Source organism: Paenibacillus sp. 598K (genome assembly GCF_003851045.1).
Taxonomy (GTDB): Bacteria; Bacillota; Bacilli; order Paenibacillales; family Paenibacillaceae; genus Paenibacillus_D.
The window spans coordinates 32,350-55,092 of sequence record NZ_BFBX01000108.1 but is presented as its reverse complement, the minus strand read 5'-3'; the positions used below and the strand labels follow the sequence as shown (position 1 = coordinate 55,092).

General features: G+C 54.1%; 28 protein-coding genes. All 28 read right to left on the bottom strand.

The genetic code is table 11. From position 1 onward, the window contains the following. Positions 1 to 13 precede the first annotated feature (13 nt). Positions 14 to 199, bottom strand: coding sequence for a 50S ribosomal protein L30 (gene rpmD / locus PA598K_RS27110; RefSeq protein ID WP_128659937.1), 186 nt, complete (start codon positions 197 to 199; stop codon positions 14 to 16). 13 nt (positions 200 to 212) lie between these two features. After that, positions 213 to 710: a 30S ribosomal protein S5 gene (rpsE, locus tag PA598K_RS27105; protein WP_020620153.1), complete on the bottom strand. Its 498-nt coding sequence runs from the start codon at positions 708 to 710 to the stop codon at positions 213 to 215. A 31-nt stretch (positions 711 to 741) separates the two neighbouring features. Beyond that, on the bottom strand, positions 742 to 1,107 hold the full coding sequence (gene rplR / locus PA598K_RS27100) for a 50S ribosomal protein L18 (protein ID WP_128659936.1): 366 nt from the start codon (positions 1,105 to 1,107) through the stop codon (positions 742 to 744). A 64-nt stretch (positions 1,108 to 1,171) separates the two neighbouring features. Next, a complete protein-coding gene (rplF, locus tag PA598K_RS27095; protein ID WP_128659935.1) occupies positions 1,172 to 1,714 on the bottom strand; it encodes a 50S ribosomal protein L6 in 543 nt (180 codons plus the stop codon). Positions 1,715 to 1,743: 29 nt separating this feature from the next. Further along, complete coding sequence (gene rpsH, locus PA598K_RS27090; protein ID WP_020620150.1) at positions 1,744 to 2,142, bottom strand: 30S ribosomal protein S8; 399 nt, start codon at positions 2,140 to 2,142, stop codon at positions 1,744 to 1,746. Positions 2,143 to 2,174: 32 nt separating this feature from the next. Next, positions 2,175 to 2,360, bottom strand: a complete 186-nt coding sequence (locus tag PA598K_RS27085) for a type Z 30S ribosomal protein S14 (protein WP_084136923.1) — start codon at positions 2,358 to 2,360, stop codon at positions 2,175 to 2,177. A 26-nt stretch (positions 2,361 to 2,386) separates the two neighbouring features. Continuing rightward, a complete protein-coding gene (gene rplE / locus PA598K_RS27080; RefSeq protein WP_128659934.1) occupies positions 2,387 to 2,929 on the bottom strand; it encodes a 50S ribosomal protein L5 in 543 nt (180 codons plus the stop codon). A gap of 30 nt (positions 2,930 to 2,959) precedes the next feature. Next, a complete protein-coding gene (gene rplX, locus PA598K_RS27075) occupies positions 2,960 to 3,310 on the bottom strand; it encodes a 50S ribosomal protein L24 (protein WP_221414183.1) in 351 nt (116 codons plus the stop codon). A gap of 59 nt (positions 3,311 to 3,369) precedes the next feature. Continuing rightward, complete coding sequence (gene rplN / locus PA598K_RS27070; RefSeq protein ID WP_128659933.1) at positions 3,370 to 3,738, bottom strand: 50S ribosomal protein L14; 369 nt, start codon at positions 3,736 to 3,738, stop codon at positions 3,370 to 3,372. 56 nt (positions 3,739 to 3,794) lie between these two features. Further along, positions 3,795 to 4,058: a 30S ribosomal protein S17 gene (gene rpsQ, locus PA598K_RS27065; protein WP_128659932.1), complete on the bottom strand. Its 264-nt coding sequence runs from the start codon at positions 4,056 to 4,058 to the stop codon at positions 3,795 to 3,797. A 60-nt stretch (positions 4,059 to 4,118) separates the two neighbouring features. Beyond that, complete coding sequence (rpmC, locus tag PA598K_RS27060; RefSeq protein WP_020620145.1) at positions 4,119 to 4,319, bottom strand: 50S ribosomal protein L29; 201 nt, start codon at positions 4,317 to 4,319, stop codon at positions 4,119 to 4,121. Further along, positions 4,309 to 4,743, bottom strand: a complete 435-nt coding sequence (rplP, locus tag PA598K_RS27055) for a 50S ribosomal protein L16 (RefSeq protein WP_128659931.1) — start codon at positions 4,741 to 4,743, stop codon at positions 4,309 to 4,311. Before rplP ends, rpmC begins: the two co-directional genes overlap by 11 nt. Positions 4,744 to 4,746: 3 nt before the next feature. Then, the gene (gene rpsC, locus PA598K_RS27050; protein ID WP_128659930.1) at positions 4,747 to 5,418 is read right to left on the bottom strand and encodes a 30S ribosomal protein S3; all 672 of its coding nucleotides are present in this window, start codon (positions 5,416 to 5,418) and stop codon (positions 4,747 to 4,749) included. Positions 5,419 to 5,432: 14 nt separating this feature from the next. Beyond that, entirely contained in the window at positions 5,433 to 5,771 is a 339-nt protein-coding gene (gene rplV / locus PA598K_RS27045; protein ID WP_020620142.1) for a 50S ribosomal protein L22, read from the bottom strand. A 41-nt stretch (positions 5,772 to 5,812) separates the two neighbouring features. Beyond that, on the bottom strand, positions 5,813 to 6,094 hold the full coding sequence (rpsS, locus tag PA598K_RS27040) for a 30S ribosomal protein S19 (protein WP_128659929.1): 282 nt from the start codon (positions 6,092 to 6,094) through the stop codon (positions 5,813 to 5,815). A 66-nt stretch (positions 6,095 to 6,160) separates the two neighbouring features. After that, complete coding sequence (gene rplB / locus PA598K_RS27035; RefSeq protein WP_128659928.1) at positions 6,161 to 6,991, bottom strand: 50S ribosomal protein L2; 831 nt, start codon at positions 6,989 to 6,991, stop codon at positions 6,161 to 6,163. A 32-nt stretch (positions 6,992 to 7,023) separates the two neighbouring features. After that, a complete protein-coding gene (rplW, locus tag PA598K_RS27030; protein ID WP_128659927.1) occupies positions 7,024 to 7,317 on the bottom strand; it encodes a 50S ribosomal protein L23 in 294 nt (97 codons plus the stop codon). After that, entirely contained in the window at positions 7,317 to 7,940 is a 624-nt protein-coding gene (rplD, locus tag PA598K_RS27025) for a 50S ribosomal protein L4 (protein WP_128659926.1), read from the bottom strand. Before rplD ends, rplW begins: the two co-directional genes overlap by 1 nt. A 27-nt stretch (positions 7,941 to 7,967) precedes the next feature. Then, positions 7,968 to 8,591: a 50S ribosomal protein L3 gene (rplC, locus tag PA598K_RS27020; RefSeq protein WP_128659925.1), complete on the bottom strand. Its 624-nt coding sequence runs from the start codon at positions 8,589 to 8,591 to the stop codon at positions 7,968 to 7,970. A gap of 39 nt (positions 8,592 to 8,630) precedes the next feature. Beyond that, positions 8,631 to 8,939, bottom strand: coding sequence for a 30S ribosomal protein S10 (gene rpsJ / locus PA598K_RS27015; RefSeq protein WP_005544556.1), 309 nt, complete (start codon positions 8,937 to 8,939; stop codon positions 8,631 to 8,633). A gap of 345 nt (positions 8,940 to 9,284) precedes the next feature. Next, entirely contained in the window at positions 9,285 to 10,475 is a 1,191-nt protein-coding gene (gene tuf, locus PA598K_RS27010) for an elongation factor Tu (RefSeq protein WP_128659924.1), read from the bottom strand. Positions 10,476 to 10,571: 96 nt separating this feature from the next. Next, positions 10,572 to 12,647 carry an elongation factor G gene (fusA, locus tag PA598K_RS27005; RefSeq protein ID WP_128659923.1) on the bottom strand — a complete coding sequence of 692 codons (2,076 nt, stop codon included), beginning with the start codon at positions 12,645 to 12,647 and terminating at the stop codon, positions 10,572 to 10,574. A gap of 27 nt (positions 12,648 to 12,674) precedes the next feature. Next, on the bottom strand, positions 12,675 to 13,145 hold the full coding sequence (rpsG, locus tag PA598K_RS27000) for a 30S ribosomal protein S7 (RefSeq protein WP_128659922.1): 471 nt from the start codon (positions 13,143 to 13,145) through the stop codon (positions 12,675 to 12,677). 245 nt (positions 13,146 to 13,390) lie between these two features. Then, positions 13,391 to 13,810: a 30S ribosomal protein S12 gene (rpsL, locus tag PA598K_RS26995; protein ID WP_020620133.1), complete on the bottom strand. Its 420-nt coding sequence runs from the start codon at positions 13,808 to 13,810 to the stop codon at positions 13,391 to 13,393. Between the two features lie 135 nt (positions 13,811 to 13,945). After that, positions 13,946 to 14,176 carry a ribosomal L7Ae/L30e/S12e/Gadd45 family protein gene (locus tag PA598K_RS26990; protein WP_128659921.1) on the bottom strand — a complete coding sequence of 77 codons (231 nt, stop codon included), beginning with the start codon at positions 14,174 to 14,176 and terminating at the stop codon, positions 13,946 to 13,948. 182 nt (positions 14,177 to 14,358) lie between these two features. Further along, positions 14,359 to 17,979 (bottom strand): DNA-directed RNA polymerase subunit beta', encoded by a 3,621-nt coding sequence (rpoC, locus tag PA598K_RS26985; protein ID WP_128659920.1) that lies wholly within the window; start codon positions 17,977 to 17,979, stop codon positions 14,359 to 14,361. Between the two features lie 202 nt (positions 17,980 to 18,181). Continuing rightward, a complete protein-coding gene (gene rpoB, locus PA598K_RS26980) occupies positions 18,182 to 21,745 on the bottom strand; it encodes a DNA-directed RNA polymerase subunit beta (RefSeq protein ID WP_185602249.1) in 3,564 nt (1,187 codons plus the stop codon). 333 nt (positions 21,746 to 22,078) lie between these two features. Continuing rightward, positions 22,079 to 22,678 carry a class I SAM-dependent methyltransferase gene (locus PA598K_RS26975; RefSeq protein WP_128659958.1) on the bottom strand — a complete coding sequence of 200 codons (600 nt, stop codon included), beginning with the start codon at positions 22,676 to 22,678 and terminating at the stop codon, positions 22,079 to 22,081. Positions 22,679 to 22,743 lie beyond the last annotated feature (65 nt).

The following is a 22,743-nucleotide window of genomic DNA, read 5'->3' as shown; positions in this document are numbered from 1 at the left end:
CTCGTGCAGACAATTAAGCCTGCACTTCTTCAACTTTGACCAAATGGCTAACATGGTTCACCATGCCGCGAATGGCTTCGTTGTCTGCTTTAATAACCGAGTGATTCACTTTACGAAGTCCAAGGGCTTGAACTGTCGCACGTTGCTTCTCGTTACGGCCGATCAAACTGCGCACGAGGGTGATTTGCAATTTTGCCATCGTATACCCCTCCTTAGCCCAAGATCTCTTGGACGGTTTTTCCGCGCAATTTGGCTACATCTTCCGCACGCTTCAGACGGGACAGGCCCTCAAGCGTCGCGTTAACCATGTTGATGGCGTTGGAAGAACCGAGAGATTTGGTCAAGATATCGCCCACACCTGCCAGCTCGAGAACCGCACGTACCGGTCCGCCAGCGATAACGCCCGTACCTTCGGATGCCGGCTTCAGCAGTACTTCGCCTGCGCCGAAATGTCCGAGCACCAGGTGAGGAATCGTTGTTTTTACGAGTGGAACTTGGATCAGGTTTTTCTTGGCGTCGTCGATTCCTTTGCGGATCGCATCCGGAACCTCGCCAGCTTTACCGATCCCTGCGCCAACCCAGCCTTTGCCGTCGCCCACAACCACGAGAGCACTAAAGCTGAAGCGGCGTCCGCCCTTGACAACTTTAGATACGCGGTTGATTTGGACCACTTTCTCAGTCAATTCTAACGAATTAGGATCTACACGCAAGTCGTTTTACCTCCTCTTAAGTGAATTCTGATTAGAATTCCAATCCAGCTTCGCGAGCTGCGTCCGCCAGCGCTTGGATTCTGCCGTGGTACAAGTAACCGCCGCGATCGAAGACCACTCTGGTTACGCCTTTCGCTTTTGCACGATCAGCTACCAGTTGACCAACTTGCTTGGCTGCCTCGACGTTGCCGCCGCTTGTGATCGACTTCAGCTCTTTGTCCTGTGTCGAAGCTGTTGCCAGGGTTACACCTTGAACGTCATCGATCAGTTGGACGTAGATATGTTTAGCGGAACGGAATACGGACAATCTTGGACGTTCAGTTGTGCCCTTGATTTTCTTACGCACACGCAGATGCCGTTTCAGACGCGCTTTGTTCTTATCGCCTTTAGTAATCATTAGAGGTTCACTCCCTTCTTTTGCCTTGGGACCGGTCTGAAGCTAAGCGCTCGCGAGGGAGAGCTTACTTCTTCTTACCGGCTTTACCTTCTTTGCGAAGGATACGTTCGCCTTCGTACTTGATGCCCTTGCCTTTGTACGGCTCAGGCTCGCGCACGGAGCGGATTTTTGCTGCAAATGCGCCGACCAATTCCTTGTCGATCCCTTTGACGATGATCTTCGTGTTCGTAGGAACCTCGAATTCCACGCCGCCTTCAGGGTTGATCTCGACCGGATGGGAATAGCCGACGTTCAGGACGACCTTGTCGCCAGCTTTGTTGGCACGGTAACCGACGCCGACCAGTTCCAGCGATTTCGAGAAACCTTCAGTCACGCCGTTCACCATGTTTGCCACGACGCTGCGCGTCGTGCCGTGCAGGGAACGGTGCATTTTGTTATCGGAAGGACGCTCAACCGTGATCTCGTTCTCCGCGATGACGATCTTCATGTCCTTGTGCAGCTCGCGAGTGAGCGTGCCTTTAGGACCTTTTACAGTAAGTTGTGTGTTATCCAGCTTGATGTCTACGCCAGCTGGCACCTGGATAGGTTTACGGCCAATACGGGACATTGTTACACCTCCAATCGTTTAACGAGTGATTACCAAACGTAGCAAAGCACTTCGCCGCCGGCTTTGCCTTGGCGTGCTTCTTTATCGGTCACGATGCCTTTGGATGTGGAAATAATCGCGATTCCCAATCCGCCCAGCACGCGTGGCACTTCTGTACTTTTCGTGTATACGCGCAGACCTGGTTTACTGATGCGTTTCAACCCGGTGATGACACGCTCGTTGTTAGGGCCGTATTTCAGGAAAATACGGATCATCCCTTGCTTGTTGTCCTCGATATACTCTGCGTCACGGATGAAGCCCTCGCGTTTCAGAATTTCAGCGATTTGCTTCTTCGATTTCGAAGCGGGCATTTCCACGGTCTCATGACGGACCACATTCGCGTTGCGGATGCGCGTCAGCATATCTGCAATCGGATCAGACATAACCATTTGTTGTAAACCTCCTTCCCGAACTCGGCTGATTACCAGCTTGCTTTTTTGACGCCAGGGATCTGGCCTTTATATGCCAATTCACGGAAACAAATCCGGCAAATTTTGAACTTTTGGAGCACGGAATGCGGACGGCCACAACGCTCGCAGCGTGTGTAGGCGCGCACTTTGAACTTCGGCGTACGTTGTTGCTTAATTTTCATCGAAGTTTTTGCCACTGGGTTTTACACCTCCTAGAAGTGGATTACTTCGCAAACGGCATACCCAGTTGGGTCAGCAATTCACGAGATTCTTCATCCGTTTTTGCCGTTGTTACGATAACAATGTCCATACCGCGGACTTTGTCGACTTTATCGTACTCAATCTCCGGGAAGATCAGCTGTTCTTTCAGACCAAGCGTATAGTTGCCACGGCCGTCGAACGCTTTGGTGGAGATCCCGCGGAAGTCACGTACGCGCGGAAGAGCGACATTAAACAGTTTGTCGAGGAAGTAGTACATACGCTCGCCGCGCAGTGTTACTTTAACCCCGATCGGCATATTTTCACGAAGCTTGAAACCGGCGATCGATTTCTTAGCCCGTGTGATAACCGGCTTCTGACCCGAGATGATTCTCAGCTCTTCTACAGCAACGTCCAGCACCTTGGAGTTTTGAACAGCTTCGCCAACACCCATGTTGATGACGACCTTCTCGATCTTCGGCACCTGCATCACAGTAGAATAGTTGAACTTCTGCATCAGATTCGGTGTAATTTCATTCAAAAAACGATCTTTCATTCTGATAGCCACGATTTATGGACCTCCTTTCTGTCAAAGGGATTAGTCGATTACAGCGCCGGATTTCGCTACCCGGACTTTCTTGCCGTTTTCTTGCACTTTATAGCCGACGCGGGTCGGTTTGCCTGTTTTCGGATCAATCAGCATCACGTTCGATACGTGAATCGCTGCTTCCTGCTCCAGGATACCGCCTTGCGGGTTTTGTTGCGAAGGACGAGCATGCTTTTTCACCATGTTCACACCTTCGACCAGGACACGATTCTCACGCGGATAAGCAGCGATGACGCGACCTTTTTTGCCTTTATCTTTGCCGGTGATGACGATGACATTGTCATCCTTCTTCACATGCAGCTTGTTGTTATGGGATTCCAGGATCTTTTTCAGCCTTGGCATTTCTCACACCTCACTTCGTGAGCAAAAGTATTGGTTCGTACTACAAGACCTCTGAGGTCTTAGATAACTTCCGGAGCCAGCGATACGATCTTCATGAAGTCACGGTCGCGCAGTTCGCGAGCAACAGGTCCGAAGATACGTGTGCCGCGCGGGCTTTTGTCGTCCTTCACGATGACAGCTGCGTTCTCGTCAAATGCGATGTAAGAACCGTCTTTACGGCGAACCGAGTTTCTTGTACGCACGACAACCGCTTTGATAACATCGCCTTTCTTGACAACGCCACCGGGTGTTGCTTGTTTGACGGAGCATACGATCAGATCGCCGATGTGAGCTACGCGACGTCCAGTGCCGCCCAGTACGCGGATACACATCAGTTCCTTGGCGCCCGAGTTGTCAGCCACTTTCAAGCGTGTAAATGGTTGAATCATTGTAACGTCCTCCTTCCGGTCAGAAATACAGAGTTGAAAGCTTGCATCCGTTCAGCTTACAGGATAATCGCTGCTTCTACGACTTCTACGAGTCTCCAGCGTTTGTCCTTGGAAAGCGGACGAGTTTCCATGATCCGTACCACGTCGCCGATTTTGGCTTGGTTGTTCTCATCATGGGCTTTGAACTTTTTCGTATATTTAATACGCTTGTTGTACAGCGTGTGCTTTTTGTAGGTTTCTACAGCCACCACTACCGTTTTGTCCATTTTGTCGCTGACAACTTTGCCGGTTTGAACTTTGCGGGCATTACGTTCGCTCATGTTCTTCCTCCTTCCTTCAGCCTGTCGGAGAGGCCAAAGCAGTTAATCGTAATCTATGAATTAGCTGCTGATTCCGAGCTCTCTTTGGCGCAAAACTGTTTTGGCGCGAGCAATCTCTTTCCGTACGTCGCGGATGCGAGTCGGATTGTCGAGTTGACCGGTAGCCAATTGAAAACGTAGGTTGAACAACTCTTCCTTGAAGCCGGCGACCTTTTGCTCGATCTCGGCGGAGGTCAGGTTGCGAAATTCACTAGCTTTCATTTGTTTCACCACCCACTTCTTCGCGTTTCACAAACTTCGTTTTAACCGGAAGCTTGTGTGCAGCAAGACGCATTGCTTCACGCGCGATATCTTCAGGGACACCAGCAAGTTCAAACATGATTTTACCTGGTTTGACTACGGCTACCCATTTCTCAACGTTACCTTTACCGCTACCCATCCGAACCTCGAGAGGCTTTTGAGTAATCGGTTTGGCCGGGAAAATTTTGATCCAGACTTTACCGCCCCGTTTGATGTAACGGGTCATGGCGATACGAGCGGCCTCGATCTGACGGTTCGTGATCCATGCCGGCTCAGTAGCCTGCAGGCCGTATTCGCCGAAGAGCACCTCGGTGCCGCCTTTGGCGCGACCTCTCATATGGCCGCGTTGTTGCTTGCGGTGCTTGACGCGTTTAGGTACCAACATGATTTAGTTGCCTCCTTCCTGGGGAGCTGCTGCTGTTCTTTTTTTAGCAGGAAGGACTTCGCCACGGTAGATCCATACTTTGACGCCGATCAGACCATAAGTCGTGAACGCCTCAGCAGTTCCGTAATCGATATCGGCACGCAGCGTATGCAGCGGCACGGTTCCTTCACTGTAGCCTTCGGTACGAGCGATCTCGGCGCCGCCCAGACGTCCGCTAACCGAAGTTTTGATTCCTTTTGCGCCTGCGCGCATCGTGCGTTGGATCGCTTGCTTCAGCGCACGACGGAACGAAGTCCGGCGCTCGAGTTGCAACGCGATGCTTTCAGCTACGAGGACAGCGTCCAGGTCAGCTTGTTTGATTTCGGCGATGTTGATGTGAACCTTCTTGCCACCAGAGATCTTGGCAAGCTCCGTACGCAGGTTCTCAACCTCAGATCCGCCTTTACCGATAACCATGCCTGGCTTCGCGGTATGAATCGTCACGTTGACGCGGTTAGCGGCACGCTCGATTTCGAATTTCGATACAGCAGCGTCTTTCAGCTTCTTTTTCAGGTAGTCACGGATTCTTACGTCCTCCATCAAGAGATCGCCGAAATCTTTGCCCGCGTACCATTTCGATTCCCAGTCACGGATAATACCGATCCGTAGACCGACGGGGTTTACTTTTTGACCCACACGTTATCCCTCCCTTATTTTTCGGATACCACCAGAGTAATGTGGCTGGTTCGTTTGTTGATCCGGCTCGCACGACCCATCGCGCGTGGACGGAAACGTTTCATAGTTGGCCCCTGATTGACATACACCTCGGATACGACCAGCTTGTTGACGTCCAGCTGATAGTTATGATCCGCATTGGCGATGGCAGAGTTCAGCAGCTTCTCCACGATCGGCGACGCCGATTTCGGGGTGTGACGCAGGATCGCGATCGCTTCACCGACTTGCTTGCCGCGGATCAGGTCGACGACCAGTTGAGCCTTGCGGGGTGCGATACGGATGAAGTTCGCAACAGCTTTTGCTTGTTGTGCCATGGTAGAACCTCCTCTCAGAACAATTAGCTAGTCAAGGCAGATTATCTTCTGCCGGTTTTTTTGTCGTCGGCGGTATGGCCTTTGTACGTACGCGTAGGCGCGAATTCGCCCAGCTTATGTCCGACCATGTCCTCGGTTACGTATACAGGCACGTGCTTACGGCCGTCATATACAGCAAACGTATGTCCGATGAACTGTGGGAAAATTGTGGAACGACGGGACCAAGTTTTGACGACGACTTTTTTGTCCGCCTCATTCAGTTCCTCGACCTTTTTCAGCAGGTAACCGTCGATAAACGGCCCCTTCTTCAAACTGCGACCCATAGGTGATCCTCCCTTCAGCTAACCTGGCGTAGAATAGTGTCCGAGTCGCTCGAAGTCAAGCTAAGCTTACTTCGTGCGACCGCGAACGATATATTGGCTGGAAGCTTTTTTCTTCTTACGGGTTTTGTAGCCCAGTGTCGGTTTGCCCCATGGGGACATAGGCGATTTGCGTCCGATTGGCGCACGGCCTTCACCACCACCGTGTGGGTGATCGTTCGGGTTCATGACGACGCCGCGTACTTCAGGACGCTTGCCCAGCCAGCGGGAACGGCCGGCTTTACCGATTTTGACGAGTTCGTGATCCCCGTTGCCTACGGAACCGATGGTCGCGCGGCAAACTTTCAGGATGCGACGAACTTCGCCGGAGGACAGGCGGATAACTGCGTAGTTGTCCTCTTTACCGAGCAATTGAGCTTCTGTACCGGCTGCGCGGACCAGTTGGCCGCCTTTGCCAGGCTTCATCTCAATGTTGTGGATAACTGTACCGACCGGGATGTTCTCGAGCGGCAGCGCGTTACCTACTTTGATGTCGGCATCCGGTCCGGACGTGATAACGTCTCCGACTTTCAGACCTTTAGGGGCGATGATGTAACGCTTCTCGCCGTCCGCGTAATGGATCAGCGCGATGTTCGAGGTGCGGTTCGGATCGTATTCGACGGTAGCTACATTACCAGGAATGCCGTCCTTGTTGCGTTTGAAATCGATAATCCGGTATTTACGCTTGTGCCCGCCACCGTGGTGACGTACGGTAATTTTACCTTGGTTGTTGCGGCCCGCTTTTTTGAAGAGCGGCGCCAGCAGCGATTTCTCCGGTGTGCTTGTCGTGATCTCTTCGAACGTCGAGACGGACATCGCACGGCGTGCAGGAGAAGTCGGCTTATACTTCTTGATTGGCACTTCGATTCCCTCCTTACTTGTCTAGTCTCTTATTATACCGACGCTTCGAAGAATTCGAGCTCGTTGCTTTCTTCAGTCAGCTGCACGATCGCTTTTTTCCACTCGGATGTGTATCCGGCGTGGCGACCTTGGCGTTTTGGCTTGCCAGGTACGCGCATCGTGTTGACGCTCGCGACCTTTACGCCGAAGATCGACTCGATCGCTTGCTTGATTGCGGTTTTGTTGGCGCGCATGTCGACTTCGAACACATAGCGTTTGGCTACCATGAGTTCGCTAGTACGCTCAGTAATGATCGGGCGCTTGATAATATCGTGTGCGTTCTTCATTACGCAAGCACCTCCTGTACTTTCTCGACTGCTTCCTTCGTGATGATCAGTTGGTCATGAGCCAATACATCCAGAACATTAATGCCTTCGACGGTCAGGAATTTGACGCCTGGAATATTGCGAGCGCTCAGTGCAACGTTGTCCTCGTAGTTGGCTGTTACGACCAGCGCTTTGCGAGCAACCTTCAGACTGCCCAGAATTCCTTTGAATTCCTTCGTCTTTGGTTGGCTCAGAGCCAGTTGATCCAATACGATGATTTCGTTACCGATCACTTTGGAAGACAGTGCGGATTTGATGGCGAGACGACGCACTTTCTTAGGAAGCTTGAATCCGTAAGAACGCGGAGTCGGGCCGAATACGGTACCGCCGCCTACCCATTGCGGGGAGCGGATGCTGCCCTGACGAGCGCGACCGGTGCCTTTTTGTTTCCATGGTTTGCGGCCACCGCCGCGAACCTCCGAACGACCTTTGGTCTTATGCGTGCCTTGGCGCTCTGCAGCTTGCTGCAGGACCACGGCGCTGTGCATAACATGGGTGTTCGGCTGGATGCCGAAGATCGCTTCAGCCAGCTCGATGTCGCCGACTTGCGAACCACTCACGTTGTATACTGCTACCTTTGGCATTACGTGTTCCTCCTTTCTTCAGGGGTGTTATTTCTTCACCGTAGATTTAATTTTGACGAAGCTGTTTTTCGCTCCGGGAATCGATCCTTTGACGAGCAGCACGTTGCGCTCGACATCAACGCGGATAACTTCCAGACGTTGAATGGTAATCGTGTCTTGACCCATGTGTCCTGGCAGACGCTTGCCTTTCGGTACGCGGTTCGCCTGGATGGAGCCCATGGAGCCTGGTCCGCGATGGTAGCGGGAGCCGTGAGACATTGGACCTGTGCTTTGTCCCCAACGTTTGATTACGCCTTGGAATCCTTTACCTTTGGAGATCCCTGTTACGTCAACAAATTCGCCTTCGGAGAACAGATCCGCTTTTACTTCTGCGCCAACTTCGTATTCACCCAGGTTAACCCCGCGGAATTCACGAATGTAGCGCTTAGGAGCCGTGTTGGCTTTTTGAGCATGAGCTGTTTCGGGCTTGTTCGCTCTTTGCTTCTTCTTGTCGGAGAAGCCAAGCTGGATCGCCTCGTAGCCGTCAGTCTCCTGATCTTTCTTCTGGAGAACCACGCAAGGTCCTGCCTCGATGACCGTAACCGGAATTACGTTGCCCTCAGGCGTAAAGACTTGCGTCATGCCGAGTTTTTTCCCTAAGATACCTTTCATGTTGACACCTCGTTTCTTTTACGTATGAGTAGTTATGTCTTACAGTTTGATTTCGATATCTACACCGGATGGCAGATCCAAACGCATCAATGCATCAACCGTTTGCGGCGTTGGGTTAACAATGTCGATCAGACGCTTATGTGTGCGCATCTCGAATTGCTCCCGCGAATCCTTGTACTTATGAACCGCACGCAGAATGGTGATGATTTGCTTTTCCGTTGGCAACGGAATCGGACCGGACACGCCTGCTCCGGAACGCTTTGCAGTTTCAACAATTTTCTCTGCTGATTGGTCAAGAATTCTGTGATCGTAAGCTTTCAAACGAATACGAATCTTTTGCTTTGCCATATAATTCCCTCCTTCTATCGCCCAATTTTATATCGGACATACTCCGCGAGAAAACCCGACTTATGCCCCATGGCAAAGGGGCCGGGTGTGTCGGCAACCTCTCGCATCATCGCACAGCCACAGACCAACGTTCACTATTATATACAAAACGCTGGGCAATTGCAAGATTTTTCTCTTGCAATGCATAAATACTTCGCGGTTTTAATTCCGTCTGCGGCTTCGGTATGTGGGGGCGATCTTATTTCTTCTATTATATATAGCAAAAGAGGCTGCCCTCCCGACCATCTGCATGACCGGTTGGACAACCTCTTGTGTACATCCTGCGCAGCTTGCGCTGCGACGGGATTATTTTTGGATCGAAGCTACAGCGCCAGCGCCTACTGTACGGCCGCCTTCACGGATCGAGAAGCGAGTGCCCTCTTCAACCGCGATTGGAGCGATCAGTTCAACAGTAACCGTGATGTTGTCGCCAGGCATAACCATCTCAGTGCCTTCTGGCAGCGTGATGATACCAGTTACGTCTGTTGTACGGAAGTAGAACTGTGGACGGTAGCCTGTGAAGAAAGGCTTGTGACGTCCGCCCTCTTCTTTAGTCAGGACGTAGATTTGAGCTGTGAAGTTCGTGTGTGGTTTAACGGAACCTGGCTTAGCCAGAACTTGACCACGCTCGATGTCTTTACGCTCAACACCACGCAGCAATGCGCCAATGTTGTCGCCGGCTTGAGCGGAGTCCAGCAATTTGCGGAACATCTCAACGCCAGTACATACAGTTTTGCGAGTCTCTTCTTGCAGACCGATAACTTCGATCTCGTCGCCGACTTTAACCACGCCACGCTCAACACGGCCAGTAGCAACTGTACCGCGTCCAGTGATCGTGAATACGTCCTCGACAGGCATCAGGAATGGCTTGGAAACGTCGCGCTCAGGAGTTGGGATGTAAGTATCCACTTGCTCGAACAGCTCAACGATTTTATCAGCCCACTCGCCGTCCGGGTTAGCCAGCGCTTCACGAGCTGCACCACGGATGATTGGCGTGTCGTCGCCTGGGAACTCATACTCGTTCAGCAGGTCGCGTACTTCCATCTCAACCAGCTCGAGGAGCTCTTCGTCTTCAACCATGTCGCATTTGTTCAGGAATACGACGATGTAAGGTACGCCTACTTGGCGGGAGAGCAGGATGTGCTCGCGCGTTTGCGGCATAGGGCCGTCAGCAGCGGATACAACCAGGATCGCGCCGTCCATTTGAGCAGCACCAGTGATCATGTTTTTAACGTAGTCAGCGTGACCTGGGCAGTCAACGTGAGCGTAGTGACGAGCAGGCGTCTCATACTCAACGTGCGAAGTGGAGATTGTGATACCGCGCTCGCGCTCTTCTGGCGCTTTGTCGATTTGGTCAAAAGCGATTGCAGAACCGCCGTATCTTTTGGAAAGTACGGTTGTGATGGCAGCAGTCAGAGTCGTTTTGCCATGGTCAACGTGACCGATTGTACCGATGTTAACGTGCGGTTTGTTACGTTCGAACTTTTGCTTAGCCATTGAACTTATTCCTCCTTAATAAATGGAAAGTTATAGGTATCGGCCGTTCGTCTTCAGCTGCAAAGCGAACAAACTAACGGCCGTGTCAAACTGGGATTACTCGCCTTTGTGCTTGGAGATAATCTCTTCCGCAATCGACTTCGGCACTTCTTCGTAATGGGAGATCTCCATCGAGAATACGCCGCGTCCCTGTGTACCGGAGCGAAGAGTTGTGGAGTAGCCGAACATCTCAGCCAAAGGTACTTTGGCACGGATGATCTGGGCGCCCGAACGGGAGTCTGTACCTTCGATGCGACCGCGACGGGAGCTGAGCATACCCATAACGTCACCGAAGTACTCTTCCGGTACGGTTACTTCAACCTTCATGATCGGCTCAAGCAAGGCCGGGGAACATTTGTCCTTGGCAGCTTTGAGCGCCATCGAACCTGCAATCTTAAACGCCATCTCCGAGGAGTCGACGTCATGGTACGATCCGTCTACGATGCGGGCTTTGATATCGACGAGCGGGAATCCGGCGATAACGCCGTTTTTCATCGACTCTTCAATACCGGCCTGTACAGCAGGGATGTACTCACGAGGTACGACACCGCCGACGATCTTGTTCTCGAACTCGAAGCCGGCACCGGCTTCTTGCGGTTCGAACTCGATCCAGACGTGACCGTATTGGCCGCGTCCGCCGGACTGACGTACGAACTTGCCTTCGACCTTCGCAGCTTGTTTGAAAGTCTCGCGGTAAGCAACCTGTGGTTTACCTACGCTGGTCTCGACTTTGAACTCGCGCACCATACGGTCGACGATGATCTCCAGATGGAGTTCGCCCATACCCGCGATAATGGTTTGTCCTGTCTCTTCATCCGTGTACGCGCGGAACGTCGGATCCTCTTCAGACAGCTTGGACAGGGCGACGCCCATTTTGTCCTGGTCTGCTTTGGTCTTCGGCTCGATCGCGATCTGGATAACCGGCTCAGGGAAGATCATCGACTCCAGGATAACCGGAGCCTTCTCGTCACACAGGGTGTCGCCAGTAACGGTATCCTTCAGGCCTACAGCAGCTGCGATATCGCCCGAGTAAACCTCGGTGATCTCTTGACGGCTGTTCGCATGCATCTGCAGGATCCGGCCGACGCGCTCGCGTTTGCCCTTGGTCGCATTCAGCACGTAGGAACCTGCTGCAAGTACGCCAGAGTAGACGCGGAAGAACGTCAGTTTACCGACATAAGGGTCAGTCATGATTTTAAAGGCAAGCGCTGCGAACGGTTGATCGTCGCCCGATTTGCGGGTAACTTCAGTGCCGTCCTCAAGCAGGCCTCTGATGTCCGGAACATCGGTTGGAGCCGGCAGATAGTCGACTACCGCGTCCAGCATAGGCTGTACGCCTTTGTTCCGATACGAGGAACCACAGATGACAGGGAAGATTTTAACGTCGCAGACGCCTTTACGGAGCACTGCTTTCAGTTCAGCTACGCTGATTTCTTCGCCTTCGAGATACTTCATGGTGAGCTCCTCGTCCAGTTCGGCCACTTTCTCGACCAGATCCGCACGCAACTCCTCCACTTGATCTGCGAACTCGGCAGGAATCTCAACTTTCTCAGGGTCCCGACCAAGGTCATCTTTGTAGACATAAGCAACGCGCTCGACGATGTCGATCATGCCTTTGAAGTCATTCTCGGCACCGATCGGCAATTGAATCGCGACGGCATTGGCTTGCAGACGCTCGCGCATATCTTTAATAACGTTCAGGTAGTCAGCACCGATGATGTCCATCTTGTTCACGTAAGCGATCCGAGGAACACCATATTTGTCGGCTTGACGCCATACCGTTTCAGACTGCGGCTCTACGCCTTCTTTTGCACTGAATACACCTACCGCCCCGTCCAATACGCGCAGGGAGCGTTCAACTTCTACCGTGAAGTCAACGTGCCCCGGGGTGTCGATAATATTGATGCGGTGTCCCGCCCACTGAGCTGTAGTCGCAGCAGATGTAATCGTAATGCCGCGCTCCTGCTCTTGCTCCATCCAGTCCATCGTCGCCGCACCTTCGTGCACCTCGCCGATTTTGTGGGTACGGCCTGTATAGAACAGGATCCGTTCGGTAGTGGTAGTCTTGCCGGCATCAATATGCGCCATAATCCCGATGTTGCGCGTATTTTTCAAGGAGAACTCTCTAGCCATGAATATGTCTCCTTTCGAGTTTAGATCCTACCAGCGATAGTGAGCAAACGCTTTGTTCGCTTCAGCCATCTTGTGTGTATCTTCACGTTTTTTGACGGATGCGCCAGTGTTGTTGGATGCGTCGATGATCTCGGCAGCCAAACGCTCTTCCATCGTTTTCTCGCCGCGGTTGCGGGAGTAGTTCACCAGCCAACGAAGACCGAGTGCCGTACGGCGCTCTGGCTTCACCTCGATCGGTACTTGGTAGTTCGCACCACCTACACGACGGGCTTTAACTTCGAGTACGGGCATGATGTTCTTGATGGCGACTTCAAACACTTCCATCGGCTCTTTACCTGTGCGCTCCTGGATCAGAGTGAAGGCATCATACAGGATCGTCTGCGCTACACCGCGCTTGCCGTCGATCATGATGCGGTTGATCAGACGCGTAACAAGCTTGCTGTTGTACAACGGATCCGGCAATACGTCTCTTTTTGGAACAGGACCTTTACGTGGCATGAGGTAATCCCCCTTTCTTTGGGTATCAGTTTTGATCACGATGTAAATTCAAAGATGCAGATTCGGCGTCGAATCTTGAATGCAGTCGGAACTAAGCTTATGCTTACGAAGCTAGTTTCCTGCGGAAACTCTTAGGTGCTCACGTAGCTTTGGCTACGCTCCGCTCCTCATTTCACCTGCCTCCAACCTTCTCGGTGCTGAAAACTGACCTTTTGATCACGAGGTGATTTACAAAGTATTAAAGCTTACTTTTTAACTTTAGGACGTTTCGTGCCGTATTTGGAACGAGCTTGCATACGGTTGTTCACGCCTGCAGTATCAAGCGCACCGCGAACGATATGGTAACGAACACCCGGAAGGTCTTTTACCCGACCGCCGCGTACGAGTACCACGCTGTGCTCTTGCAGGTTGTGACCGATGCCTCCGATGTAAGCAGTAACCTCTACACGGTTCGTCAAGCGAACACGAGCGTATTTACGCAAAGCGGAGTTCGGTTTCTTCGGCGTCATCGTACCTACACGAGTGCAGACACCGCGTTTTTGCGGGGCGCTCAGGTTGGTTTCCTCACGCTTCAGCGCGTTGAACCCTTTTTGAAGTGCAGGCGATTTCGACTTGACCACTTTAGCCTCACGGCCCTTACGGACCAGCTGGTTGATTGTTGGCATTGTTGCCACCCCCTTCCTCAGTTTTCGACTGTCCAAACAGGTCTTGCTTAAGCCCACAGATCCAGGTGGTTCATAAAAGAACAAACGAAAGTTTTTGCCTGGCGTCTCTTGCCCGCAGACAAAAACGAATGTCTCTTATTCTTCATCAGGGACGCTAGCTGCCATCGCGGCACCGACGTCAATGCCGCAGGTTGCCCCGAGGCGCTCCATCGTATCTACCCAGATGACTTCAATCCCTGCCCGTTCGCAGAGCTCTACAATCTTGCCCGTTATTCGTTGATCTGCATCCTCCGCTACATAGACGGCGGTAGCCTTGCCTTGCTCTACCATCTTCGTCGTCTGCTTGCTGCCGATCTTGAATGGCATGGAATGCACCCTCCATTCGCCGATTGATCCTTCGACCATCGGATGGCCGAGTCCAAACCACCATGTTGGCACACTTCGATATAGTAGCACTTCCGCACATGGCGTGTCAAGGGCCTATTTTTCAAAAAACAGGGATTGCAGCGCCCCAAGGCTCCGCAATCCCCGTCTGCTATCGATCAGCCTTACAGCTCAACCGGTACGCTCTCGAGTTGCTCCTCGCCTGTCTCCAATTGCTCCTCGTCGCCGGCAAATTTGATGCTGCGGTAACGGTTCATCCCCGTACCGGCAGGGATCAGCTTGCCGATGATGACATTCTCCTTGAGGCCGAGCAATTGGTCGACCTTGCCCTTGATCGCAGCGTCGGTAAGGACGCGCGTCGTCTCCTGGAAGGAAGCCGCGGAGAGGAACGAATCGGTCTCCAGGGATGCCTTCGTAATGCCGAGCAGGACTGGCTTGGCGACAGCCGGCTCGCGGTCGGAGAAGATGGCATTGCGGTTCGCCGACTCGTACTCGTGGATATCCACGAATGCGCCCGGCAGCAGCGTTGTGCCGCCCGCATCAACGATGCGGATCTTGCGCAGCATCTGCTTGATCATAACTTCGATATGCTTGTCGTTGATCTCAACGCCCTGGTTCCGGTAGACGCGCTGAACTTCCTGGAGGATATAGTTCTGCACGCCGCGGATGCCCTTGATGCGCAGCATATCCTTCGGATCGATCGAGCCGTCGGTCAGCTCGTCGCCAGCCTCGATCTGCTGTCCGACCGATACGCGGATACGCGAACCGTACGTGACAGAGTAGACCTTGGATTCGGCTTCGCCCTGAACCTCGATCTCGCGGCGATCCTTCGCTTCGCGGATCTCCTTGATCGTACCGTCGAGCTCGGAGATGATCGCCTGGCCCTTCGGATTACGAGCCTCGAAGAGCTCCTGAATCCGCGGCAGACCTTGCGTGATATCATCCCCGGCGACACCGCCGGTATGGAATGTACGCATCGTCAACTGCGTGCCCGGCTCGCCGATCGACTGAGCCGCGATGATGCCGACCGCTTCGCCGATCTCGACATGCTTGCCGGTCGCCAGATTGCGTCCGTAACAGATCTTGCAGACGCCATGACGGGCACGGCAGCTCAGGACCGAACGGATCTGCAGGCGCTCGACGCCGGCAGCGATGATCTCGTCAGCTTTGGCCGAATCGATCAGCTCGTTGCGCTGGACGATAACCTCGCCTGTTTTCGGATGACGGATCGTCTCAAAGGAGTAGCGACCTTCGATCCGGTCGTACAGATCCTCGATAACTTCCTTGCCGTCCTGAATCTTGCTGACCGCGAAGCCTTTGTCCGTGCCGCAGTCGTCCTCGCGAACGATCACATCCTGGGCTACGTCGACGAGACGACGGGTCAGGTAACCCGAGTCAGCCGTCCGCAGCGCCGTATCCGCCAGACCTTTACGCGCGCCATGCGTCGAGATGAAGTACTCGAGGACGGTCAGGCCTTCGCGGAAGTTGGATTTGATCGGGAGCTCGATGATCCGACCCGACGGGTTGGCCATCAGCCCCCGCATACCGCCCAACTGGGTGATCTGCGATTTGTTGCCCCGCGCCTTGGAATCGACCATGAGCATGATGGAGTTGTAGCGTTCCATCGACTTCATGAGGATATCGGTAATCTGGTCTTTTGTGCTGCCCCAGATGTTGATAACACGATCGTACCGTTCTTCGTTGGTAATCAGGCCGCGACGATACTGATTGGTAACGACGGCAACCTTCTCCTCGGACTCCTTCATCAGCAGTTGCTTCTCCTGCGGTACGACAACGTCGTCCACAGCGATTGTGATGCCGGCGCGTGTCGAGTAGGTGAAGCCAAGCTGCTTGATTTTGTCGAGGATCATCGACGTCTGCGTCGTCTGGTACTGACGGAAGCACTCGGCGATGATAAGCCCGAGGTATTCCTTGCCGACAGCGCCGGCGATCGGCAGCTCGTTGAGGATTTTGGTCAGGTCGGCGCCCTTTTCGAAGACGAAGTATTTCTCCGGTGTTCCGTTCAACAAATTGCCTTTAGTTGCTTCGTTGATATACGGGAAGTCATCCGGGAAAATCTCGTTAAAGATCAGTTTGCCTACGGTTGTAACAATCAGCGCTTTTTGCTGCGCTTCGTTGAAGGTTGCCTTGTTCAGCACCTTGACCGGCACAACGATCCGCGCATGCAGCGAAACGATACCTCGCTGATAAGCAGAGACGGCTTCGTTGACGGTAGCGAAGATCGAACCAGCACCAGCAGCTTCGTTGTTGTCCATCGTCAGATAGAAGCTGCCGAGGACCATATCCTGCGAAGGCGTAACGACTGGCTTGCCGTCCTTCGGGTTAAGGATATTGCCGGATGCCAGCATGAGCAGGCGAGCTTCCGCCTGCGCTTCTGCGGAGAGTGGCACGTGCACCGCCATCTGGTCGCCGTCGAAGTCGGCGTTGTACGCCGTACAGACGAGCGGATGCAGCTTGATCGCGCGGCCCTCCACGAGGATCGGCTCAAACGCCTGGATGCCGAGACGGTGAAGCGTGGGGGCACGGTTCAGCAGGACCGGATGCTCCTTGATCACTTCCTCCAGCACGTCCCATACTTCCGGACTGACGCGCTCAACCTTGCGCTTGGCGCTCTTGATGTTGTGCGCGAGCCCTTTGTTGACGAGCTCCTTCATGACGAACGGCTTGAACAGCTCAAGCGCCATTTCCTTCGGCAGACCGCACTGGTACATCTTCAGACTTGGTCCGACGACGATAACCGAACGGCCCGAGTAGTCGACGCGTTTGCCGAGCAGGTTTTGCCGGAAGCGGCCTTGCTTGCCTTTGAGCATATGGCTGAGCGATTTGAGCGGACGGTTGCCTGGTCCGGTGACCGGACGGCCACGGCGGCCGTTGTCGATCAGGGCGTCGACAGCTTCCTGCAGCATCCGCTTCTCGTTCTGCACGATGATGTCCGGGGCGCCCAGGTCGAGCAGACGCTTCAGACGATTGTTACGGTTGATGACGCGGCGATACAGGTCGTTGAGGTCGGAGGTCGCGAAGCGGCCGCCGTCGAGCTGAACCATCGGACGCAGCTCAGGCGGGATGACAGGCAGCACATCGAGGATCATCCATTCCGGATCATTGCCGGAGTTGCGGAACGCCTCGATGACCTCCAGACGTTTGATCGCCCGGTTGCGCCGTTGTCCCTGCGCGGTACGCAACTCTTCCTTGAGCGTCTCGAGCTCGCGGTCGACATCGATATCCTGGAGCAGCTTTTTGACCGCTTCGGCGCCCATGCCGGCCTGGAAGCCGTAGCCGTACTTCTCGCGGTAGCTGCGGTACTCCTTCTCGGAGAGCAGTTGTTTTTTCTCCAGCGGCGTCTCGCCCGGATCCGTCACGACGTACGAGGCAAAGTAAATAATCTCCTCGAGCGAACGAGGCGACATATCCAGAGCCAGACCCATACGGCTCGGGATACCTTTGAAATACCAGATATGCGATACAGGCGCAGCCAGCTCGATGTGGCCCATGCGCTCGCGGCGCACCTTGGCGCGAGTTACTTCGACGCCACAGCGATCGCAGACGACGCCTTTGTAACGGACACGCTTATACTTGCCGCAGTGACATTCCCAGTCCTTGGTCGGTCCGAAGATCTTTTCGCAGAACAGACCTTCTTTTTCGGGCTTCAAGGTACGGTAGTTGATCGTCTCCGGCTTTTTCACTTCGCCGCGCGACCAGGAACGGATCTTGTCGGGCGAGGCCAAACCTATTTTCATGTACTCGAAGTTGTTAACATCCAACAAGGAGCAACCCTCCTTAAGTCTGTGTCAGTGGAATGTGCACGGACAGCCGCCCCGCCGGCGAGGCGGGACAGCTGCTGCTCGTGCTGCAGTGAAACGGAAGCGTGCGGAGGTGCGTCTGCCGACGCTCTGGTCTGAGCTTGGCTAGACCGAGAGTCCAGCTCCAACGCCCGGGCTTGAGTAGGGTTCGACTGAGGGTCGAACCCTACTCTACGCCTACTTCCGCGCCTTCGAGATTCAGATTCAGCTTATCGGACTGACCTTCATCGTCGTCGTCGATTTCACGCATTTCGATTTCTTCTTCATCCTCGCTGAGGATTTTGACATCCATGCCAAGGCTCTGGAGCTCCTTGATCAGAACTTTGAACGACTCCGGTACGCCCGGCTCCGGCACATTCTCACCCTTGACGATCGATTCGTACGTCTTCACCCGGCCGACCACGTCATCGGACTTGACGGTCAGGATCTCTTGCAGCGTATACGCCGCGCCATAAGCCTCGAGCGCCCAGACCTCCATCTCCCCGAAACGCTGGCCGCCGAACTGCGCCTTACCGCCGAGCGGCTGCTGCGTGACGAGCGAGTACGGACCTGTAGAACGAGCATGGATCTTGTCGTCGACCATGTGCGCCAGCTTGATCATGTACATGACGCCAACCGTAACCTCGCGCTCGAACGTCTCGCCTGTACGGCCGTCGAACAGCTTGGTCTTGCCGTTGCGCTGCATGCCTGCCTCTTCCATAGCGTCGAATACGTCGTACTCCCGCGCGCCGTCGAATACCGGCGTCGCCGCGTGGATACCGAGATGCTTACAAGCCATGCCAAGGTGAACCTCGAGCACCTGACCAATGTTCATCCGGGAAGGTACGCCCAGCGGGTTGAGGACAACCTCGACCGGCGTTCCGTCCGGCATGAACGGCATATCCTCTTCCGGCAGGATGCGCGCGATAACACCCTTGTTACCATGGCGTCCGGCCATCTTGTCGCCTTCGGAGATTTTACGCTTCTGAGCGATATACGCACGCACCAGCTGGTTAACGCCCGGCGGCAGCTCATCGCCATTCTCGCGTGTGAATACTTTGACGTCGACGACGATGCCGTCGGTGCCGTGAGGCACGCGCAGCGACGTATCGCGCACTTCGCGCGCCTTCTCGCCGAAGATCGCATGCAGCAGGCGTTCTTCCGCCGTCAGCTCGGTGACGCCCTTCGGCGTAACCTTGCCGACCAGGATATCGCCTGCGCCGATCTCCGCGCCGACGCGGATGATACCGCGCTCGTCGAGGTTTTTCAGCGCTTCTTCGCCGACGTTAGGGATGTCGCGCGTGATCTCCTCCGGTCCGAGCTTCGTATCGCGCGCTTCGGATTCGTACTCCTCGATATGGATCGAGGTGTAGACATCCTCTTTGACCAGCTTCTCGCTCAGCAGGATCGCATCCTCGTAGTTGTAGCCTTCCCAGGTCATGAAGGCAACGACGACGTTGCGACCAAGCGCCAGCTCGCCGGACTCTGTCGACGGACCGTCGGCGAGGATGGTGCCTTTGCGGACGAATTCGCCCTTGCGGACGATCGGACGCTGGTTGATGCACGTTCCCTGGTTAGAACGCATAAACTTATGAAGCTTATGCTTAATCAGGTCGCCTGTGACTTGCTTGCCGTCGATTTCCTCGACGCGGCGCACCCAGATTTCATTGGCGGAGACGCGCTCGACGATGCCGTCGTATTTGGTGACGACGCAGACGCCCGAGTCCTTCGCCGACTTGTGCTCCATGCCTGTGCCGACGAGCGGCGCTTTCGGGATCAGGAGCGGCACCGCTTGCCGCTGCATGTTAGAGCCCATGAGCGCGCGGTTGGAGTCATCGTTCTCGAGGAACGGGATGAGCGCTGTCGCCACCGAGACGACTTGCTTCGGCGAGACGTCCATATAGTCGACGCGATCGCTCGGCATCGTCAGGATGTTGTCGGCCTGCTTGTTGTAACGGACGATAACACTCTCGTCAGCGAACTTGCTATCATCGGTCAACTGCGCATTCGCCTGAGCGATGACATAGTTATCCTCTTCGTCAGCCGTCAGATACGCGATCTGCTCGGTGACGACACCCGTCTTCGGATCGACCCACCGATACGGCGCTTCGATGAAGCCGTACTCGTTGATGCGGGCGAAGCTGGACAAGGAGTTGATCAGACCGATGTTCGGTCCCTCCGGCGTCTCGATTGGACACATCCGACCATAGTGCGAGTTATGCACGTCCCGCACCTCGAAGCCTGCGCGCTCGCGCGTCAGACCGCCGGGTCCGAGCGCGGACAAGCGCCGCTTGTGCGTCAGCTCGGCGAGCGGGTTCGTCTGGTCCATAAACTGCGACAGCTGCGAGCTCCCGAAAAACTCCTTGATCGAAGCAATGACCGGACGAATATTAATCAGCGCCTGCGGCGTAATCGCGTTGGCATCCTGGATCGACATCCGCTCGCGCACGACGCGCTCCATCCGGGAGAGACCGATGCGGAACTGGTTCTGCAGCAGCTCGCCGACCGAACGCAGACGACGGTTGCCGAGATGGTCGATGTCATCCGTGCTGCCTACGCCGTGCAGCAGGTTCAAGAAATAGTTGATCGAGGCAATAATATCGGCTGGCGTAATGTTCTTGACCGCCTTGTCGATAATGCCGTTGGAAATAATCTTGATGATCTTGCCGTCTTCCTCCGGCGAGAATACGCTGATGGTCTGCAGTGGAATACTACTGGCATCCATCACGCCGCCCGCAACATGGTATGTCTTGAAGGCGACGTTTTTCTCGAGGAGCGGCAAAATCTCGTCCAGCAGCCTGCGGTCGATCATCTGACCAGCCTCCGCCAGAATCTCGCCCGTGCTCGGATCGATCAGCGTCTCGGCGAGACGTTGATTGAACAGACGGTTTTTGATGTGAAGCTTTTTATTGATCTTGTAACGGCCGACATTGGCCAGATCATAACGTTTCGGATCAAAGAAGCGCGCCACGAGCAAGCTCTTGGCGTTGTCCAGCGTCGGCGGCTCGCCTGGACGCAGGCGCTCATAGATCTCGATCAAGGCTTTCTCCGTCGAATCGGTGTTGTCCTTGTCCAGCGTATTGCGAATATATTCATCATGTCCCAGCAAGTCAAGAATTTCGGCATCCGTGCCGAAACCAAGCGAACGCAACAGCACCGTCACCGGAATTTTACGGGTGCGGTCAATCCGTACATAGACGATGTCCTTCGCGTCGGTCTCCAGCTCAAGCCAGGCGCCGCGGTTCGGGATCACCGTTGCGGTGTACGTCTTCTTGCCGTTTTTGTCCACTTTGGTGCTGAAGTATACACTGGGTGAGCGAACCAATTGACTGACGATGACCCGTTCGGCACCATTGATGATGAACGTACCTGTCTCTGTCATCAGAGGGAAGTCGCCCATAAACACTTCTTGTTCCTTAACTTCGCCGGTTTCCTTGTTGATGAGACGCACCTTTACCCGCAGCGGTGCGGCATACGTCACATCACGCTCCTTGGACTCGTCAACCGAATATTTGGGCTCGCCCAAATTGTAATCGATAAATTCGAGCGACAAATTACCCGTGAAATCCGAAATCGGCGAAATATCCTGGAACAATTCAAGCAAATCCTTCTCCAGGAACTTATCGTAAGACTTCTGTTGGATCTCAATCAGGTTAGGAACATCGAGCACCTCGCGGATGCGAGCGTAGCTTCTACGCGTGCGTCGGCCATACTGAACAAGTTGTCCTGCCAACTTAACCTCACCCCTCATGTCTGCTTCAACGCTTGCGGAACAAGCACATTGCTATAGTCAAGCGCCCGGACCTTCAAAACTTTCCCAATAAAGAAAAGCCCTTATCGAATGAAGTTTCGAAAAAAGAGCGTTGTCCCAAGTGCCGTGGCGTTTGCTGCCAAAACTACATATCCACTAATTTTGCCCAAAATCTAAACATTATACGTCAAGCAGACAGCTTTTATGCATGGTAGCCTTAAAAATTTCGCTTGACATTTTAGTCAACTAAAGACATTGAGCCCATATTAATGCTGACATTTTATAATAATACCACAGACGAAATCCGAAGTCAACAACGAAATTGCGATTCGATTACGCCTTAACCGCCTTGAAAATTCGATACCCTTTGTCTTTGGTCATCTCTTGTACGGTGTCGAACAGCTGCTCTAGCTTGGCTAAGGTTGAGGGCGCGCCCTGCTTTTTCTGGATGACGACCCACATCGCTCCGCCCGACTCGAGCAATGCAGCGCCTTCTTCATAGATCCGATGCACCGTCTCCTTGCCCGCCCGGATCGGCGGGTTGGTGAGGATGACCTGGTAAAGCTCGGCGCGCACCGCTTCGTAGAGATCGCTCTGCAGGATGCGCACATTGGCAATCCCGTTGAGCCGCGCATTCTCCGTAGCCAGCTCGATGGCGCGCTCGTTGATATCGATCATCGTCACGGTCCCTTCGCTCGCGAGCACAGCCGCGCTCAGCCCGATCGGCCCATAGCCGCAGCCGACATCGAGCACTCGCGCCTCTGCGGGGAAGTCCATCGTCTCGATCAGCAGTCGGCTGCCGAAGTCGACGCCGCTCTTGGAGAATACGCCACTATCGGTTACGAACCGGTAACGCCTGCCTCTCAGTTCGGATTCATGAAGACGGCGGTCATGCGCTCCGCCCGGCGTTTGCGTGTAATAATGCTCGGACATCCCATCACCCTCGCTTTCCTTCTCCCACATACAGCAAACCCCTTGAAGCCAAGGCTCCAAGGGGT